15 protein-coding genes are annotated in these 17,821 nt (G+C 48.7%); 9 read left to right on the forward strand and 6 right to left on the reverse strand.

Features of this window, described 5'->3' with window-relative positions; all coding sequences use genetic code 11:
* Nucleotides 1–107: 107 nt before the first annotated feature.
* Complete coding sequence (locus tag BM184_RS05345) at nt 108–545, reverse strand: acyl-CoA thioesterase (RefSeq protein WP_245830644.1); 438 nt, start codon at nt 543–545, stop codon at nt 108–110.
* Nucleotides 546–890: 345 nt separating this feature from the next.
* Nucleotides 891–4,322 carry a pyruvate carboxylase gene (locus BM184_RS05350; RefSeq protein ID WP_086942483.1) on the reverse strand — a complete coding sequence of 1,144 codons (3,432 nt, stop codon included), beginning with the start codon at nt 4,320–4,322 and terminating at the stop codon, nt 891–893.
* A 453-nt stretch (nt 4,323–4,775) separates the two neighbouring features.
* Here BM184_RS05350 and gcvT point away from each other — a divergent pair, with 453 nt between their 5' ends.
* The 4 genes from gcvT to gcvPB all read left to right on the forward strand — a co-directional run bounded on the left by gcvT (nt 4,776) and on the right by gcvPB (nt 9,194).
* Nucleotides 4,776–5,894, forward strand: coding sequence for a glycine cleavage system aminomethyltransferase GcvT (gene gcvT, locus BM184_RS05355; RefSeq protein ID WP_245830646.1), 1,119 nt, complete (start codon nt 4,776–4,778; stop codon nt 5,892–5,894).
* Between the two features lie 106 nt (nt 5,895–6,000).
* Complete coding sequence (gene gcvH, locus BM184_RS05360; RefSeq protein WP_086942484.1) at nt 6,001–6,396, forward strand: glycine cleavage system protein GcvH; 396 nt, start codon at nt 6,001–6,003, stop codon at nt 6,394–6,396.
* Between the two features lies 1 nt (nt 6,397).
* On the forward strand, nt 6,398–7,753 hold the full coding sequence (gene gcvPA, locus BM184_RS05365; protein ID WP_086942485.1) for an aminomethyl-transferring glycine dehydrogenase subunit GcvPA: 1,356 nt from the start codon (nt 6,398–6,400) through the stop codon (nt 7,751–7,753).
* Nucleotides 7,746–9,194: an aminomethyl-transferring glycine dehydrogenase subunit GcvPB gene (gene gcvPB, locus BM184_RS05370; RefSeq protein ID WP_086942486.1), complete on the forward strand. Its 1,449-nt coding sequence runs from the start codon at nt 7,746–7,748 to the stop codon at nt 9,192–9,194. Before gcvPA ends, gcvPB begins: the two co-directional genes overlap by 8 nt.
* A 78-nt stretch (nt 9,195–9,272) precedes the next feature.
* On the opposite strand, the gene BM184_RS05375 is transcribed toward gcvPB, so the two are convergent.
* Complete coding sequence (locus BM184_RS05375; RefSeq protein WP_086942487.1) at nt 9,273–9,602, reverse strand: iron-sulfur cluster biosynthesis family protein; 330 nt, start codon at nt 9,600–9,602, stop codon at nt 9,273–9,275.
* 148 nt (nt 9,603–9,750) lie between these two features.
* Nucleotides 9,751–10,347 (reverse strand): DedA family protein, encoded by a 597-nt coding sequence (locus tag BM184_RS05380; RefSeq protein WP_218150984.1) that lies wholly within the window; start codon nt 10,345–10,347, stop codon nt 9,751–9,753.
* Between the two features lie 252 nt (nt 10,348–10,599).
* On the opposite strand from BM184_RS05380, the gene BM184_RS05385 reads away from it, so the two are divergent.
* From BM184_RS05385 to gorA, 4 genes are all read left to right on the forward strand, one after another.
* Complete coding sequence (locus BM184_RS05385; protein ID WP_245830648.1) at nt 10,600–11,175, forward strand: chromate transporter; 576 nt, start codon at nt 10,600–10,602, stop codon at nt 11,173–11,175.
* Entirely contained in the window at nt 11,172–11,735 is a 564-nt protein-coding gene (locus tag BM184_RS05390) for a chromate transporter (protein ID WP_086942489.1), read from the forward strand. The genes BM184_RS05385 and BM184_RS05390 overlap by 4 nt, the downstream gene beginning before the upstream one ends.
* 75 nt (nt 11,736–11,810) lie before the next feature.
* Nucleotides 11,811–12,383 carry a dihydrolipoamide dehydrogenase gene (locus tag BM184_RS05395; protein WP_245830650.1) on the forward strand — a complete coding sequence of 191 codons (573 nt, stop codon included), beginning with the start codon at nt 11,811–11,813 and terminating at the stop codon, nt 12,381–12,383.
* Between the two features lie 33 nt (nt 12,384–12,416).
* Nucleotides 12,417–13,766, forward strand: coding sequence for a glutathione-disulfide reductase (gene gorA, locus BM184_RS05400; protein ID WP_086942491.1), 1,350 nt, complete (start codon nt 12,417–12,419; stop codon nt 13,764–13,766).
* An 89-nt stretch (nt 13,767–13,855) separates the two neighbouring features.
* On the opposite strand, the gene BM184_RS05405 is transcribed toward gorA, so the two are convergent.
* Nucleotides 13,856–14,344 carry an SRPBCC family protein gene (locus tag BM184_RS05405; RefSeq protein WP_177208553.1) on the reverse strand — a complete coding sequence of 163 codons (489 nt, stop codon included), beginning with the start codon at nt 14,342–14,344 and terminating at the stop codon, nt 13,856–13,858.
* Nucleotides 14,345–14,552: 208 nt separating this feature from the next.
* Between BM184_RS05405 and BM184_RS05410 the strand changes: the two genes are divergently transcribed.
* Nucleotides 14,553–14,738, forward strand: a complete 186-nt coding sequence (locus BM184_RS05410; protein WP_086942493.1) for a hypothetical protein — start codon at nt 14,553–14,555, stop codon at nt 14,736–14,738.
* A gap of 136 nt (nt 14,739–14,874) precedes the next feature.
* Here the strand turns inward: BM184_RS05410 and BM184_RS05415 are convergent, their stop codons facing one another.
* On the reverse strand, nt 14,875–17,547 hold the full coding sequence (locus tag BM184_RS05415; protein WP_086942494.1) for a cation-translocating P-type ATPase: 2,673 nt from the start codon (nt 17,545–17,547) through the stop codon (nt 14,875–14,877).
* Between the last annotated feature and the right edge of the window lie 274 nt (nt 17,548–17,821).

Consider the following 17,821-nt stretch of genomic DNA (forward strand, 5'->3'; position numbering starts at 1 on the left):
AGCACATCCACAACAGTTTTCTCCCTTAAAGGCTACTTTTGCGAAGCTGAGGGGCAGACTGGTGATTTGGTCAGGTTATTTCTTGGCAGAGATCCTATTTCACTAACTCAAACGCTGAAAACATGCTCCCGATAGGTTTCGAAGCTGGCATGCACATGCGGTTGGACTTTCTTCAGTGAAACAGGACGGCCTTCTTCATTCAGGAAGCAATGCTTGCTTTTGCCGGTCGTGCGCAACTCACCAGTTGCGACATCAATGACACGGTAGGTTAGGCCCAATTTCACACCGCTGTACGAATCGATTTCGGTCAGGACATAGACGGAGTCTCCAAAGCGGACCATCGTTTTGTAATGCGCTTCGACGGAAAGGACTGGGCTGATGATGCCGACTTCTTCCAAATTCGCATAATTCGCGCCGATCTGGTCGAGGAAGTCCACGCGGGCTTCCTCAAACCAACGGATGTAATTGGAGTGGTGGATGATCTTCATCTGGTCCGTTTCGTAGTATTGGGCGACGTGGATGTAGGGTTTTAATTCATTTTCCAAAAAAATTTTCCTCCTTGCGGCAGCTCATTACGGATAGGAAAGAGCTATCCCGGAATGAGCTGTCTATCTTCTTGCTAAAAGGTAGTTGGTTGTCCGAATCAATGCGGTTATCGGACAACGCTCGAAGCGTGTGGTTGCTGGATGTCCGATTCGTTGCGGTTATCGGACAACGCTCGAAGCGGTTGGTCACTAGTTGTCCGATTCGTTGCGGTAATCGGACAACGCTCGAAGCGGTTGGTCGCTGGTTGTCCGATTCATTATGGTTATCGGACATTTACTGATATGACTCTGGGGAAAGCGGCACGAAAGGGAGGTCTCCTTTGGAGCCTCCCCTTCTTGTGCTTATTATTTTGCTTCGATCTCGATCAGGAGGTCTCCTGCTTCGATCTGGTCGCCGTCGATGACATAGATCTGGTCAACGACACCGCTGATTGTCGAACGGATCATTGTTTCCATCTTCATCGCTTCAGTGATCACGACTGGATCTCCTTGAGAAACGCGATCGCCGCGTTTGACGAGAACTTCCAATACAGAACCCGGCATTGTTGCGCCGACGTGTTCTTTGTTGGTAGGTTCCGCTTTTTTGCGGATCGCTTTCGTGCTGGTGATGGACATGTCTTTGACTTCAATCTCACGGCCTTGGCCATTCAGGTCGAAGTAAAGGGTACGCATCCCGTCCGAATCAGGTTCACCGATTGAGTTCAACTTGATGATCAAGGTTTTTCCTTTTTCGATCTGGACTTCGATCTGCTCGCCCATACGCATGCCGTGGAAGAAAGTAGGGGTGTCAAGTTTTGTGACGTCGCCGAACTTATCGTAGACTGCGATATAATCCAGGAAGATTTGTGGGTACATCAGGTAGCTGATGACATCTTCATCGCTGGCTGGACGTTGGATTTTTTCCTCCAACTCAGCCTTCAAAGCAACGAAGTCGATTGGCTCGCGCAAGCTGCCCGGTCTTTCCGTGATGGCTTTTTTGCCTTTCAGGATGATTTCCTGCAATCTTTCAGGGAATCCGCCTGTCGGTTGGCCTAAATCGCCTTTGAAGAAGCTGACGACTGATTCAGGGAAGTCGATCGTTTCGCCTTTTGCGTAGACATCTTCTTCGGTCAATTTATTTTGGACCATGTATAGGGCCATATCGCCGACAACTTTTGAGGATGGTGTCACTTTGACGATGTCGCCGAACATTTTGTTCACGTCAGCGTACATTTCTTTGACTTTGTCCCACTCGTCGGTCAAGCCGACAGCGCTCGCCTGTTGTTGCAGGTTCGTGTATTGTCCGCCCGGCATTTGGTGGTCGTAGACTTCTGTTGAAGTCGTCTGGATGCCGCCTTCGAATTCTTCATAGTAATCACGGATATCTTCCCAATAACGGTTGATTTTGTGCACGTTGTGGATGTTGATTTCCGGCGCGTGCTCAGAACCTTCCAATGCGTAGTACAAGCTGCTGATGCTTGGTTGGCTGGTAGTACCGCTCATGGCACTCATGGCTACGTCTACGATGTCGACGCCGGCTTTGATTGCTTCTGAGTACGTGTAGATGCCGTTTCCGCTTGTATCATGCGTATGCAGATGGATCGGCAGATTTACGGTATCCTTCAACTCGCTGATCAGACGGTAAGCCGCTTGCGGTTTCAAAAGACCGGCCATATCCTTGATCGCGATGATGTGTGCTCCCAGTGATTCAAGCTCTTTGGCCATCTCTTTGTAGTATTGGATTGTGTATTTTGTTTGTGTCGGATCATTGATATCGCCTGTGTAGCAGATGGCTGCTTCAGCAATCTTATCGTTGTCGCGCACGTACTGGATGCTTCTTTCCATTTGCTTCGTCCAGTTCAAGCTGTCGAAGATACGGAAGACGTCGATCCCGTTTTTAGCGGCAAGTCTGATGAACTCTTCCAAACCGTTGTCCGGATAGTTTTGGTATCCGACTGCATTCGATCCACGGAACAGCATCTGCAATAAAGTATCCGGCATTTGCGAGCGCAGTTTCTTCAATCGTTTCCAAGGATCTTCGCTCAGGAAGCGGTAGGCAACGTCGAAGGTAGCTCCTCCCCACATTTCGGAAGAGAACAATTGCGGAATTGCTGCTTGCGTTTCGGCTGCGATGGCTTGCATCTCGTTTGTGCGGATACGGGTGGCCAACAAACTTTGGTGCGCGTCACGGAAAGTCGTATCCGTCAAGAGCACGCGGTTCTGGTCTTTGATCCATTCGCTCACGGCTGCAGGGCCTTTTTCATCCAAAATATTTTTGGCAGTAATGATTTTTTGTTCCGGAACGACAATGTCAGTCGGGATTCTAGGCTTATCATAGAATTTCTTGTGGCCTTTTTGGATGCCCGGGAAGCCATTAACGGTAATGTTTCCGATATACTGCATCGTTTTGTTACCACGGTCGCGCGTTTTAGGGAATTCGAACAGTTCCGGCGTCGTATCGATGAAAGTTGTTTTCGCATCGCCTGACACAAAGATTGGGTGCGTAATGACGTTGAACATGAACGGAATGTTCGTTTTCACGCCACGGATACGGAATTCAATCAGGGAACGTTCCATTTTGCGGACAGCTTGATCGAATGTCGAAGCATGTACGCACAATTTAACTAATAAAGAGTCGAAGAACGGTGTTACGACCGTGCCTTGGAATCCGTTACCAGCATCCAATCGGATTCCGAAGCCGCCTGGAGAACGGTAAGTATTGATTTTTCCGGTATCAGGGAAGAAGTTGTTCAACGGATCTTCCGTCGTGATACGGCATTGGATAGCAGCTCCGATCAACGGGATATTTGCCTGTTGCGGGATGCCGATTTCTTTATGCAGATCTTGTCCTTGAGCAATCAGGATCTGTGATTGCACGATATCGATTCCTGTAATCAACTCTGTGATTGTATGCTCCACTTGGACACGCGGATTCACTTCGATGAAGTAGAATTGGTCGCCTTCCAAAAGGAATTCAACAGTTCCGGCATTCACATAGCCGACGTGTTTCATCAATTGAAGAGCAGCGTTACAGATTTCATGGCGGACTTCATCCGACATGGAAACGCAAGGTGCCACTTCGACTACTTTTTGATGGCGGCGTTGCACGGAGCAGTCACGTTCGTAAAGGTGAACGATGTTGCCATGCTCATCCCCTAAAATCTGAATTTCGATGTGTTTAGGATCTTGGATGTATTTTTCGACATAAATTTCATCGCTGCCGAATGCGGCCAAAGCTTCACTACGGGCTCTTTCGAAACCTTCGCGGGCTTCTTGTTCGTTGAAGGCCATGCGCATGCCGCGTCCGCCGCCGCCTAAAGCCGCTTTGATCATGATCGGGTAGTTGTAGGTTTCCGCAAACTCAATGACTTCGTCGATGTTTGCGACTGGACCGTCCGAACCAGGGATTGATTGGATGCCGGCTTCCACAGCTGCAACTTTTGCTTTGATTTTATCGCCAAAAATGTCCAGATGTTCCAAAGAAGGGCCGATGAATTTGATGCCTTCTTCTTGGCAACGTCTAGCGAAGTCGATATTTTCAGATAAGAAACCATATCCAGGATGAATGCCGTCTGCACCGGAATCTTTAGCGATGCGGATCAGGTCTTCGATGTCCAGATAGGCGTCGATAGGCTTTTTGCCTTTTCCGACCAAATAGGCTTCATCTGCTTTAAAACGGTGCACAGAACCTTCATCCTCTTGCGCATAGACGCCAACAGTAGGGATTCCCAGTTCAGTCAGTGCACGAAATACACGTATCGCGATTTCGCCGCGATTTGCAACCAAAACTTTTTTCAATATTTCCACCTCGCCAATTTATTAAATTCAGAAACATTTCTTATACAATGATTAAAAATGATTCGTGATTTCCGCCAAAGATGAAAATTTGGCGAGAGAAATCAATTATATCTTTTTAATTATTCATTTTACACATTATTCAGCTTGTTTACAACTATCTTTTTAAGAATCTGTTAATAATTGAGTGAAATGTCATTTTTGGATAAAATCCGAACGTTCGAAAAACATATTCCACATAACGTAAGCATATTTTTCGTGATATAAAATCAAACGTGCTATTATGAGGATGGTTTTGCGTTTAATGCGAACAATCTTTCGTGAGAGTGTTTTACTCATTTTCTATGCTAAAATAGATAACAAAGGGAAGTGAAACGGTTACACGTTAATGTGACGAGAAGTCGAAAAACAGTCGTAAAAAATGCGGAATCCAGGAAAGAAAAGGGGGATTTGTACGTGAGTGAACCAATGATAGGCAAACGCACGCCATTATTTGAATATTATAAAGCGAACGGCGTGAAGCTGATTGATTTCGGCGGCTGGGAGATGCCGATCCAATTTTCCGGTATCCTTGCCGAGCATGAGGCTGTCCGTGAACGCGCGGGACTTTTCGATTGTTCGCATATGGGAGAAATCGAAATATCCGGAAATGAATCGGAAAGCTACCTGAACGGGCTGCTGACGAATGATGTCAGCGTGATGACGATTGGCCAAGCCCAATACAACATCATGTGTTATCCGAATGGCGGGGCAGTGGATGATGTCATCCTTTTCAAATTGGACAAAGAAAGTTACCTTTTGGTCTGCAATGCATCCAACACGGATAAAGTCTACGCATGGATGGAAAAGAACAATGAACCGGAAGCGATCCTCAAAAATATTTCCGACAGCATCGGCCTGCTTGCCCTGCAGGGACCGGCAGCCATCAAGATCCTGAAGGAACTGACGGGCGCCGATCTGGATGCCATCGGAAATTACCATTTCGTCGAGGACCAGGTAGTGGCGGGCATTCCCCATGTCCTGATTTCAAGGACGGGCTATACCGGTGAAGACGGTTTTGAATTGTATGTGGCAAGCGGGCAGACCGCTTCCTTGTGGGAAAAACTGTTGGCAGCCGGGGAAGACTATGGGTTGTTGCCTTGCGGACTCGGTTCCCGGGATACGCTGCGCCTGGAAGCGGGGATGCCGCTCTATGGGCATGAATTGTCGGAGGAAATCACTCCGTTGGCTGCCGGTTTGGGATTTGCGGTCAAAACGAATAAAACGAGCGATTTTATCGGCAAAGCAGCCTTGACGGCAATCCGCGAAAACGGAGCAACCGAAAAGATCGTCGGTTTCGAAGCCACCGAAAGAGGGATCCCGCGCGAAGGTTACAAAGTCTTTTCCTCAGATGGAGCGGAAATCGGTGTTGTCACTTCAGGAACGCAGTCTCCGACTTTGAAGAAAAGCATCGGCATGGCCCTGGTGAAGTCGGAAGCGGCCACCATCGGCACGGAGATCCAAATCGAAATACGCAATAAGCGCATCCAAGCGACGATCATTCCCAAACCATTTTATAAAAGAACGAAAAGCTGAACGGGTTCGTTCAGCCATGAAAGCTAGCCATAATTATTGAATAAATAAAAGTTTTATAATTCTCTATAATAATAAACCAGCGCAGTGCGCGGAAGGATGAATTGAAATGGCAGACCACAAAAATTTTTATTACACAAAAGAGCACGAATGGGTAGAAAAAATCACGGATGAAACGGTTCGCATCGGCATTACGGAGCATGCAGCGGAACAATTGGGCGACATCGTGTTCGTGGATTTCGTGGCTGATCTGGATGCGGAACTGGCCAAAGGAGACGAGGCTGTGACGGTCGAATCCGTAAAATCCGTCTCGGAAGTGTATGCGCCGGTTTCCGGAACAGTGACGAAACAGAATGAAGCTTTGGCTGATGCACCTGAAACCGTCAACGCAGAACCGTTTGCAGGCGGCTGGATGTACGAAATGAGCTTGAGCGATGCCGGAGAATTGGATGAGTTGTTGAGCTACGATGAATACGAAGCATTCGTGGCCGAGGAGGAAGCATAAGATGACTGAGGAGCAATTCCGTTATTTACCGGATACAGCCGAAGACGAAAAAGAAATGCTGGCTGTCATCGGGGTTGAGAGCATGGAGGACCTGTTTACGGACATCCCTGAAGGAATCCGTCTGAAGGAAGAACTGGCGATTCCGGCTGCCGTCTCTGAATCCGAACTTTTGAAGCAAATGAAGTCTATAGCCGAAAAAAACGTCAGCGCCGGTCAGATGCCGATTTTCATGGGCGCCGGCACCTACGATCATTACATCCCGAGCGTGGTCGATGCGGTGATTTCGCGGTCCGAATTCTATACAGCCTATACGCCTTATCAGGCGGAAGCCAGTCAAGGGGAACTGCAGGCGATTTTTGAATTCCAATCGATGATCAGTGAATTGACGGGGATGGAAGCGACAAACTCTTCCTTATATGACGGGTTCGCTTCCTTGAGCGAAGCTGTCGGTTTGGCCGCGGCAGTCACAAAACGGAATGAAATCGTCCTTTCGCAGGCGGTCCATCCGAACGCCCGAGCTGTTATCCACGCCGCTGCAAAAGGCCGTGGACTGGATGTCATCGAAGTGCTGATGGAGAAGGACGTCACCAACTTCAATGTGACGCGATGCCTGACGACACCCGATACCGCGGCAATCGTTGTCCAGTATCCGAATTTCTTCGGATCGGTCGAAGATTTGGCTGTCGTCAAAAAGATCGCCGAAGACAAAGGCGCGCTGTTGATCGTGATGGCCAATCCGTTGGCGCTGGGGATCCTTGAAGCGCCCGGCAACTTGGGTGCGGATATCGTTGTCGGCGACACGCAGCCGTTCGGTTTGCCGATGTCATTCGGCGGCCCGCACTGCGGTTATTTCTCCGTGAATCAAAAACATATCCGCAAAGTTCCCGGCAGGATCGTCGGGGAAACGCTGGATGCCGATGGCGAGCGCGCTTTTGTACTGACCCTCCAGAGCAGGGAACAGCATATCCGCCGCGAAAAAGCGACTTCCTACATGAGTTCGAACCAAGCCTTGAATGCGTTGGCTTCTGCCGTCTGCATGGCGGCCCTCGGGAAGCAGGGGGTCCAGGAAATGGCCCAACTCAACGTCGACAAAGCGGCTTATTTTGCCCAAGCTTTGCAGGATAAAGGCTTCGCGATCCTGAATCAATCGCCATTCTTCAATGAGTTCGTCATCGATCTGCCTTTCCCGGCCGAAGAAGCGAACCGGGCTCTGCTGGAGGCGGGCATCATCGGCGGCTACAGCCTGGCGGAGACTTATCATAAACCGAATCAGCTGTTGGTTTGTGCCACCGAAAAACGCCCGAAGGAAGAAATCGACCGATTCATTGCGGTATTGGAGGGTATTAAGCATGCGTAAAACGAAAAATGTGATCTTTGAATTAAGCCGTCCGGGTCGTGTCGGCTACAGCCTGCCGAAAAGCGATGTCCCCAAAACGGACTTCAAAGCCAAACTGCCGGAGCATCTTGACCGCAAACAGCCTGCCGAACTGCCGGAAATCAGCGAACTGCAGTTGATGCGCCATTACACCAACCTTTCCCAGGATAATTTCGGCGTGGAAAACGGCTTCTATCCGCTGGGATCCTGCACAATGAAATACAACCCGAAAATCAATGAAGTAACCGCCTGTTTGGACGGTTTCGCCAACATCCACCCGTATCAGCCAGTAGAGACCGTCCAAGGCGCGCTGCAATTGATGCATGAACTGCAGGAAGATTTGGCGGTCATCACCGGTATGGACGGCGTTTCTTTGCAGCCGGCAGCCGGAGCGCACGGCGAATGGACTGGATTGATGATGGTGCGGGCCTACCATGAAAAGAATGGCGATCTCCAGCGCACGAAAGTTTTCGTTCCGGACAGCGCCCATGGCACCAATCCATCCAGCGCGCATATCGCGGGCTTCGATGTGGTAAGCATCCCGTCGACCGCTGAAGGTTTGGTCGATCTCGAAGCTTTGCGCAATGCAGTCGATGACCAGACTGCCGCCCTGATGCTGACGAATCCGAATACGCTGGGGCTGTTTGAGCGCGATATCGTCCAGATCGCCGAAATCATCCATGGAGCCGGCGGATTGCTGTATTACGACGGAGCGAATCTGAACGCGATCCTCAGCAAAACGACGCCGGGCACGATGGGCTTCGATATCGTCCACCTGAACCTGCACAAGACTTTCAGCACGCCGCATGGCGGCGGCGGACCAGGTGCCGGTCCGGTCGGCGTAAGAGCACATCTCAGGGAGTTCCTGCCGATCCCGAGAGTGGAGAAGACGGAAGAAGGCTATGTGCTGAACAGCGATCATCCCGCTTCCATCGGCCCTGTAAAAGGCTATTACGGCAACTTCGGCGTCCTTGTCAGAGCCTATACCTATATCCGCACAATGGGCCCGGTCGGCTTGCGCAAAGTTTCCGAGAGCGCCGTATTGCATGCCAATTACTTGCGCAAACTTCTCGAAAATGATTTTGATACGCCGTACCCGGTCATCTGCAAGCACGAATTCGTCCTCTCAGGAAACCGCCAGAAGAAAGGCGGCGTAAGGACTTTAGATATGGCCAAACGCTTGTTGGATTACGGCTATTACGCTCCGACCGTCTATTTCCCGCTGATCGTCGAAGAGGCCTTGATGATCGAACCGACGGAAACCGAAAGCAAGGAAACGCTCGATGACTTCGCGGATGCATTGATTGCGATTGCGCGCGAAGCCGCCGAAACGCCGGAAACCGTCACACAAGCCCCGCATCATACATCGGTCAGAAGACTGGATGAAGTGCGCGCCGCTAGGGTGATCAAGGTGAAATACTGATCTGGTTAAATCAAAAGAACAGCCTCCGCCGGTCCATATTGTATGGATTGGCGGAGGCTGTTTGTTGTATTGTGCTGCTTATTGCGCGACAGTCTGTTCCAGCAACAGGTTCATGTTCAGGAAGCCGCGCTCGCTCTTCAGTTGGAAGGCGCGCAGGCGTTCATTAAAATCGACGACATTGTCGCTGTCGAGGAAAACCAAAGCCCATTTTTGGGCAGGCACGGGTCCGATGTTCGTTTCGATCACGGCATCGTATTCCGCCATTCCGGCATCATTGACTTTCAGCATGAAAATGCCGGTGGTCGGGCAGCCGCAATCCTCGCCGACCGCATAGAACAGGCTGATGTCCTTGAGGTCGTAGCGTTTTTGGATTTCCGCGATGGCAGAATCGGTAAAAGTGAATTTCATGATTTAATCCCTTTCTTTCTGTATATTAACCGCAAGCGACTGTTCGGGGAAACTGCCTATCCGGTTCTGCTTTCTTACTATAAGTATACGATAATTCTGCAGAAAAACAAGAAAAGCCATCTTCCGGATTGGATGATGGCCAGGCTTATCAGTCTGCTTTTACGGTCTGTTTTCGTTTGCGGATATACCAAATGATGACGGCGATTCCGATAATGCCAAGGATGACGTAGGCGATGTTGGAATAGATGTCCATATAATGGACAATGGTTTCCCATTGCGAGCCGACCGCCGCGCCCAGGTAAATCAGGACTGTGTTCCAGATGACGGTACCGATCGTAGTGAACAGAAGGAAAAGTCCGAAGTTCATGTTCGCCATTCCGGCTGGCAAAGAAATCAGGCTGCGGATCAACGGCACAAAGCGGCAGAAGAAGACCGTCCAGAAGCCGTAGCGATCGAACCAGGAATCCGCTTTGTGGATATCAGCATGCGTGATGCGCAGAATGTTGCCGTACTTGTCGACGATCTTATCCAGTCTCTCGACATCCAAAAGGGTACCCAGACCATAAAGAATCGCGGCACCGACTACGGCACCGATTGTTGCGGCGACGATCATCAAGGGGATGTTCAGTTCCGTAGTGGTTGTCATAAAGCCGCCAAAAGTCAAAATGACTTCAGAAGGGATCGGCGGAAAAAGATTTTCGATCATAATCAAAAATGCTACACCGAAGTAGCCAAATTGCTCCATAATGCTTTGAATCCAAGCTTCGATAGTGATTCACTCCTCAAAAATTAGTTCTATATTATTCCAATGCTCTTATCTAACTATACACGAAGCACCGGCATTTTCAATTTATTTTGAACATTCTTAAGAAAATCCTATGAGAGGGAAGATTGCTTAACCTCATCTGTCGAATCGTTCTTTTTACATAAACAGGCAACTTTGGTAGAATCAAAGGTATATGGGTTGAAAATAATCAAGAGGTGGGGAGAAGCTTTGGTGAATAAAGAAAAGTCAGGCCGATTGTTTTGGATGCTGTTCAAATCAACGTTTGTGCTGAGCGCATTCACTTTCGGCGGCGGGTATGTCATCGTGCCGTTGATGCAAAAGAAATTCGTGGAAGAACTCAAGTGGATCGAGGCAGATGAAATGTTGGACCTGGTGGCCTTGGGGCAGTCCGCGCCGGGCGCAATCGCCGTCAACACGTCCATTTTGGTCGGCTACCGGATGGCGGGATTGTTGGGGGCATTAGTGACTGTCTTCGGTACGGTTGCGCCGCCGCTTGCCATCATTACGATCATTTCCTATTTCTACATGAATTTTCGCGAAAATCCGATTGTGGACGCTTTGATGATCGGGATGCAGGCGGGCGTGGCGGCAGTCATCGTCAATGTCGTCATCGGCATGGTCAGCGGTGTCGTCAAACAACGGGACATTATTAACACACTTTTGTTGCTTGCAGCATTCATAGCTTCTTACTTTTTCGATGTGCATGTCGTCCTGATCATTTTCCTGGCAGGTCTGGTCGGTTTCATCAATCTGAGCTACCGCGCGAAGATGGGGGTGGGCAAATGATCTATCTGCAATTATTCTGGTCTTTTTTCCAGATCGGCTTATTCACAATCGGCGGGGGCTATGCTTCTTTGCCGCTGATCCGGGATGAAATCGTCACGAATAAGGGCTGGCTGACGATGCAGGAGTACACGGACATCATCACGATTTCGCAGATCACCCCGGGACCGATCGCCATCAATTCGGCGACTTTCGTCGGCACAAAAGTGGGTGGTTTTGGGGGAGCAATCATAGCGACGCTCGGTACGGTCACGCCTTCGATCATCCTCTCATTGATTTTGGCATGGGCCTACTATAAATACCGCGACATCAAAATCATGCAGGGGATTCTCGGCGGGCTCCGTCCGGCAGTCGTGGCTTTGATTGCGGCTGCAGGACTGGCGCTCTTTGTGGCTGCCCTGTTCCAATCCGGCGGGACAGCAATCGGCGGGATCACCATCAATTTCCTCGCGGTGGCGATCTTCCTTGCGGCACTCTATGCGCTCCGGACCACGAAAATCGACTCGATTTGGCTGATTTTGGTATCGGGGGCCGTGAGCATCCTCTTCCATCTAATCAGCTGACAGGGTGTATAATGGGAAGATGGCCCATTCGCTTCATTTAGTTTCATGCAGCTTCATTTTAGAAAGGAACTTGTCATGACGTCAAATCACAAAGATAGAGAGCTTCAGTCCAAAAAGAATTTGCCGAAAAAGTGGCACGGTCTCAAGCCATCACGCTTCGCAAAGTACCGCAGCTGGATCAACAGCGGCAGCCCGGGAATCTGCGGAACCTACTGCAGCGCCGTGCTGGTGCATGATGCGGTTCTGCATAAATACAAGCATTCCCTGGATAAAGATACGTTGTTGGCGGGCTTGTTGACGGTCGTTGACGAATTTCTGCCCTACAAAGGGACCTTCTTCTGGGATGTGCAGCACGGCCTGAAAGTTTTGCTGGCGGATATTCCGGATTGGGCCGTAAAATCGGGACTCATCACGGAAAAAATTGTTACGGCGTTGTTGGATCGTCCGGACCCGGTACCTGTCATTGTCGGAACGACGCGGCTGTTCAACAGCAAGTACAAGAACCATTGGGTGGTCGTCTACGCCTACGGCTACAACGAAGACGGCAAGCTTTTCTATAAAGCTTACGATAACCACGGCCGCTATCAGGCCATTCTGCCGGCATCGCAGACGATCGGGTGCGTCTGGTTGGAAGAAAGAAAAAAATAATTAGAATACATAGCTATTATTGGGAGGAACATGATGAGGGAATATGATTTTATCGCCATCGGAGGAGGCAGCGGCGGCATCGCAACGATGAACCGTGCGTCAGAATATGGTGCCAAAACAGCTGTTATTGAAGGGAAGTTATTGGGGGGAACCTGCGTGAACATCGGTTGCGTACCGAAAAAAATCATGTGGTATGCGTCCCAAATATCCGAGGCAATCCACAAATACGGACCGGATTATGGGTTCGCTACAGGCGCGCACAAAATCGACTTCCCGACCTTATTGAAGAACCGGGATGCCTATGTCGAGCGCTCCCGCAACTCCTATCAAGCCGGCTTCGAACGCCGCAATGTCGATGTGATCGAAGGCTTCGCCAAATTCGTCGACAACCATACCGTTGAAGTGAACGGGGAGCTGATCCGCTCCAAGCATATCCTGATCGCGACCGGCGCAAAACCGATCCGTCCGCGGATTCCTGGCGCAAAACTCGGCGACGTTTCCGACACGTTCTTCGAATGGACTGAATTGCCGGAGAAAGTCGCTGTCGTCGGCGCGGGCTACATCGCCATCGAATTGGCCGGCGTGCTGCACAATCTGGGCGTGGATACGCATCTCTATGTCCGCTATGACACGCCATTGCGCAAATACGATGACATCATTATTGAAGGCCTGATGCAGGAAATCGAAAAGGACGGTCCGATGTTGCACACACATGCTGTCTCAAAAGCTGTCGAAAAGAATGAAGACGGCACTTTGACGCTGCATCTCGAGGACGGCAGATCGGAAGTCTTCGACAAAATCATCTGGGCGATCGGACGGACCGCCAATATCGACGGCCTCAACATCGAAGCGACGGATGTGAAAGTCAGCGACAAAAAGTTCATCATCGTCGATGAGTACGAGAACAGTTCCGTTGACGGCATTTATGCAGTCGGGGACGTAACCGGCAAGAACATGCTGACGCCGGTAGCGATCGCGGCCGGCCGCAGACTTTCGGAGCGCCTGTTCAACAACAAACCGAACGAGAAATTGAACTACGACAACATCCCGACCGTGATCTTCAGCCACCCGCCAATCGGCAGCGTCGGATTGAGCGAAAAAGACGCCATAGAGAAGTTTGGCGCCGATCAGGTGAAAGTATACAAGTCCACTTTTGCATCGATGTACACGGCCGTTACAGCCCATCGCCAGCTTGTTAAGATGAAACTGGTCTGTGCAGGAGAAGAGGAAAAAGTCATCGGCCTCCACGGCATCGGCTACGGCGTCGATGAAATGATCCAAGGCTTCGCGGTAGCCATCAAAATGGGCGCAACCAAAGCCGACTTCGACAACACCGTAGCCATCCATCCGACCGGCGCGGAAGAATTTGTGACTATGAGGTAGAGAGCGTGATGATTCGCGTTTAAGATAGAGAAAGTAAGAAACCAGCTGATCGGCCCTGTTGTGGTGGGCTAATCAGCTGGTTTCTTTTTCTACTCTTCAGCCAATATTTCGAATTCATTTTCGTAGTACTGATAAAGTTCGTCCCAATTTTCCGCAGGACCGGGCCTAACGGGATATCCATCCAGAATAGCAATGATATTTTCCAGGCAAGCGTGCCAGCCGGCGATATCCCGGGGTGTATGCGGGGTAACCTCGACGATGTCTTCGCTGAGCTTCAGATCAGCTTGACCATCGGCAGTCCCGGACAATTCAAAACGCATAATGTTTGTGTCCCATGTAAAGGTGAAGCTTGATGGTTCGGAAACTTTAAGTATCGTCATCTCTTCGTAGGACCCGTTTCCGAAGTCGAATCTGATTTTCCCTTCGGGTCGCAACTGTTCGATTTCCAGTTGTGGGAACCATTTTTGCAGCTGCTCGTTTACCGTAAGCATCCGCCAGACAGATTCGATCGGATAGGGGACGGTTCTGTTGAATTCGGCGATTGTTGGTCCGTTTTGTTTTTTGATTGTTGCGTACATTCTTCCAGTCCTTTCCGGAGGTGTGGCTTGTATATTCATTTTAACTGATACCAGACTGAGGCGCCTACTCTCAGCTCTTGATTTTGCCTGCAATGTGGATATTCAGGTGAAAAAATAAATCCGGATTGTTCAAAGTTCAAGAATGCGAAAAGCAATCACAGAGTCTGCGCGCATATTATCTTTGAAAACTAATATGGAGCTGATCATTATGGCGTACAAAGAGCGGACGAAACCGAAGCTTTTGAAAACTTATGAAGTATTGTCTTTACGGATGGATTTGACAAGCGAAGATTACGATTATTTTCTCGAGCTAAAAAACGAATACGAAGGGAAAAAGCGATTTGATGAATTGATTGAAAAGTTCAATACTGCGGGCACTACGGAACAAGAGTAATGTAAAAACCGCAATCAAAACCAGCATTTCGGATTTCCGTTTGTTGTTTCCGAATGAACCAATAATCTCGTCCCGCGTCAAAAAGAAAACCCCGCCACGACCATAAGTCGCGACGGGGTTTTCAAACATTCAGTTATTATTCTTTGATTTGATTTACTTTTTTGTCGTATCCGACAGCGCGCAAGATTGCTTTTACAATCTCTACGAATGGGATTACTGACAATGCAGCTGCGACAACGATCATCCATTGCTGGCCAGTCATGTCGTAGATGCCAAAGATTGTGTTCAATCCAGGCGTGAATGCCACCATCAGCATCAATGCTAACGAAAGCAGGATTGCGTAGTTGAACATTTTGTTGCCGAACGGGTTGACCGAGAACAATGATTTGAAGACTGATTTACAGTTGAAGGCATGCGACAATTGGATGAATCCTAATGTCAAGAAGGCCATTGCTTCACCGATATGCAGTTCAAAGCCATAGTAGCCAGTTGCCAACCAGAATACGAATAAGGTAATACTACCTTCGTAGATACCTTGGTAGATCATGCTGGTGAATACGCCGTTCGAGAAGAAGTTGGAAGAACGGCCACGAGGTGCTTGCTCCATAACATCTTTCTCAGCTTCTTCCAAACCTAAAGCAATAGCAGGGAATACGTCCGTAACCAAGTTGATCCACAGCAAGTGGATTGGTTCAAGGATCTGCCATCCCAAAACAGTAGCGATGAACAATGTCAATACTTCACCCAAGTTAGCGGAAAGCAAGTATTGAACCGCTTTTTGAATGTTTGCGAAAACTTTACGTCCTTCTTCAACCGCGTGAACGATCGTTGCGAAGTTGTCATCAGCCAATACCATATCAGAAGCGCCTTTGGATACTTCCGTACCTGTGATACCCATACCGATACCGATGTCAGCTTGTTTCAATGAAGGCGCATCGTTTACGCCGTCACCAGTCATGGCAACCACTTTACCTTGGTCTTGCCAAGCTTTAACGATACGTACTTTGTGTTCAGGAGAAACACGAGCGTATACAGAGTAGTTCTGAACTGTGCGCAAGAAATCATCATCAGAGATATCATTCAACTCAGCACCAGTGATGACTGCTTTAGCAGAAGAGTTCTCATCCAAAATACCCAAACGCGTTGCGATTGCAGAAGCAGTGTCTCTGTGGTCACCCGTGATCATGACAGTACGGATACCAGCTTTTTGGGCTTGAGCGATCGCTTGTTTAGCTTCCGGACGCTCAGGGTCGATCATACCGATCAGACCGGCAAAGACCAAGTCCGTTTCGACTGCTTCAGTCGTCATTTTAGCAGGTACAGCAGCGACGTTTTTGAATGCCATCGCCAATACGCGCAATGCTTGGATAGCCAAGCTGTGGTTTGTGTCCAGGATTTCTTTTCTGTCAGCGTCTGTGATTGGAGAAATGACGCCAGCTTTGATGATGTGCGTGCAGCGTTTCAACAATTCATCAGGAGCACCTTTTGTAGCGACCATGAATTGGTTGCCTTCAGGATGGATCGTGGACATCAATTTGCGGTCTGATTCAAAAGGAACTTCAGCAATACGCGGCATGTCGACCAATTTAGCGGACAAGTCGAAACCTTTTTCCAAACCATATTGAACCATTGCTGTTTCAGTAGGGTCACCGATCAACGATTTGTCGTTGGCGATTTTTGTGTCATTTGCCAAGTTCATGATCTTCATGACAGGCAATTCCAAGTCGATGTTTTCATCAGCATCGTGGACTTGACCATCGTAGTAAACTTTTTCGATCGTCATTTTGTTTTGAGTCAATGTACCGGTTTTGTCGGAACAGATAACTTCAGTACCACCCAATGTTTCAACAGCAGGCAACTTGCGGACAAGCGCATTTCTGCTGGCCATTTTTTGCGTACCCAATGCCAAGATGATTGTTGTGATGGCAGGCAAACCTTCAGGAATAGCGGCAACGGCAACGGAGATGGAAACCATCAACATATCCAACCAAGGACGGCCATTGAAGCCGAAGCCAATGATGAACATCAATACAGCGATGACCAAAATCAGAATCGTCAAAGATTTACCCATTTGATCTTGGTTGATCTGCAATGGTGTTTTCTTTTCTTCAGCGTTTTGCAGCATGTTAGCGATATGTCCGACTTCAGTGTTCATCCCTGTAAGGACGACGACACCTTCCGCGCGGCCATAAGTAACGTTTGTGCTAGAGAATGCCATGTTCTTGCGGTCACCCAAAGCAGCGTCAGTTTCAACGTCGCGCAAGTCTTTTTCAACCGGTACAGATTCACCAGTCAGGGCAGCTTCTTCGACTTTAAGTGAATTTACATCGTAAAGGCGGATATCTGCAGGAACAACATCTCCGGCTTCCAAAACGATGATGTCACCAGGCACAAGTAATTCGGACTTGACTTGGATGACTTCTCCGCCGCGTTTTACGTTTGCAAGTGGTGAAGCCATTTTTTTCAAAGCTTCGATTGCTTCTTCGGCCTTGTTCTCTTGGAAGACACCTAAGAATGCGTTGATGATAACAACAGCCAAGATGATGATAGCATCAGCGATTTCATGACCGATAGTACCAGAAATGATAGCTGCAGCTAATAGAACGAGAATCATGAAATCCTTGAATTGATCCAAGAATTTTTGCAAAGTGGTGCGTTTTTCACCTGCTTCCAGTATGTTCTCGCCATACTCAGCCAATCTCTTCGCGGCTTCCTCTTTGGTAAGTCCATCTCTAGTCGAGTTAAGTTCAGCTAAGACTTCCTCTTCCGTTTGCGCGAAGAACGCTTTATTCAGTTGTTCTTTTGACACAGTATTTCCCCTCTCTTAACCTGAATGTAGTAGTGTTAAAATGAAAAGAGACCTATGCATAAAATTGTCTTTCAGACAACACTGTATGCATAAGTCTCACTATTTAAGGTAACACCAGCAGATAGGATTACTCTACTTATTGTTGACGTTACCACAGCCTTGTACTGCTAGTTACTCCCCTATGGAGATATTCAGTTTAACACTCGAACTTATTATATCGACAAAATCATGTAATCGCAACAATTTATTGCCGAAAACGAAAACAATTAAAAAA

It is taken from the genome of Trichococcus pasteurii (assembly GCF_900112935.1).
Classification (GTDB): Bacteria; Bacillota; Bacilli; order Lactobacillales; family Aerococcaceae; genus Trichococcus; species Trichococcus pasteurii.

Coding starts and splice junctions, on each gene's coding strand:
- gcvH (WP_086942484.1), top strand. CDS start 6,001: ATGGCAGACCACAAAAATTTTTATTACACAAAAGAGCACGAATGGGTA.
- BM184_RS05390 (WP_086942489.1), top strand. CDS start 11,172: ATGATCTATCTGCAATTATTCTGGTCTTTTTTCCAGATCGGCTTATTC.
- BM184_RS05405 (WP_177208553.1), bottom strand. CDS start 14,344: ATGTACGCAACAATCAAAAAACAAAACGGACCAACAATCGCCGAATTC.
- BM184_RS05375 (WP_086942487.1), bottom strand. CDS start 9,602: ATGAAATTCACTTTTACCGATTCTGCCATCGCGGAAATCCAAAAACGC.
- gcvPB (WP_086942486.1), top strand. CDS start 7,746: ATGCGTAAAACGAAAAATGTGATCTTTGAATTAAGCCGTCCGGGTCGT.
- BM184_RS05380 (WP_218150984.1), bottom strand. CDS start 10,347: ATGGAGCAATTTGGCTACTTCGGTGTAGCATTTTTGATTATGATCGAA.
- gcvPA (WP_086942485.1), top strand. CDS start 6,398: ATGACTGAGGAGCAATTCCGTTATTTACCGGATACAGCCGAAGACGAA.
- BM184_RS05395 (WP_245830650.1), top strand. CDS start 11,811: ATGACGTCAAATCACAAAGATAGAGAGCTTCAGTCCAAAAAGAATTTG.
- gorA (WP_086942491.1), top strand. CDS start 12,417: ATGAGGGAATATGATTTTATCGCCATCGGAGGAGGCAGCGGCGGCATC.
- BM184_RS05410 (WP_086942493.1), top strand. CDS start 14,553: ATGGCGTACAAAGAGCGGACGAAACCGAAGCTTTTGAAAACTTATGAA.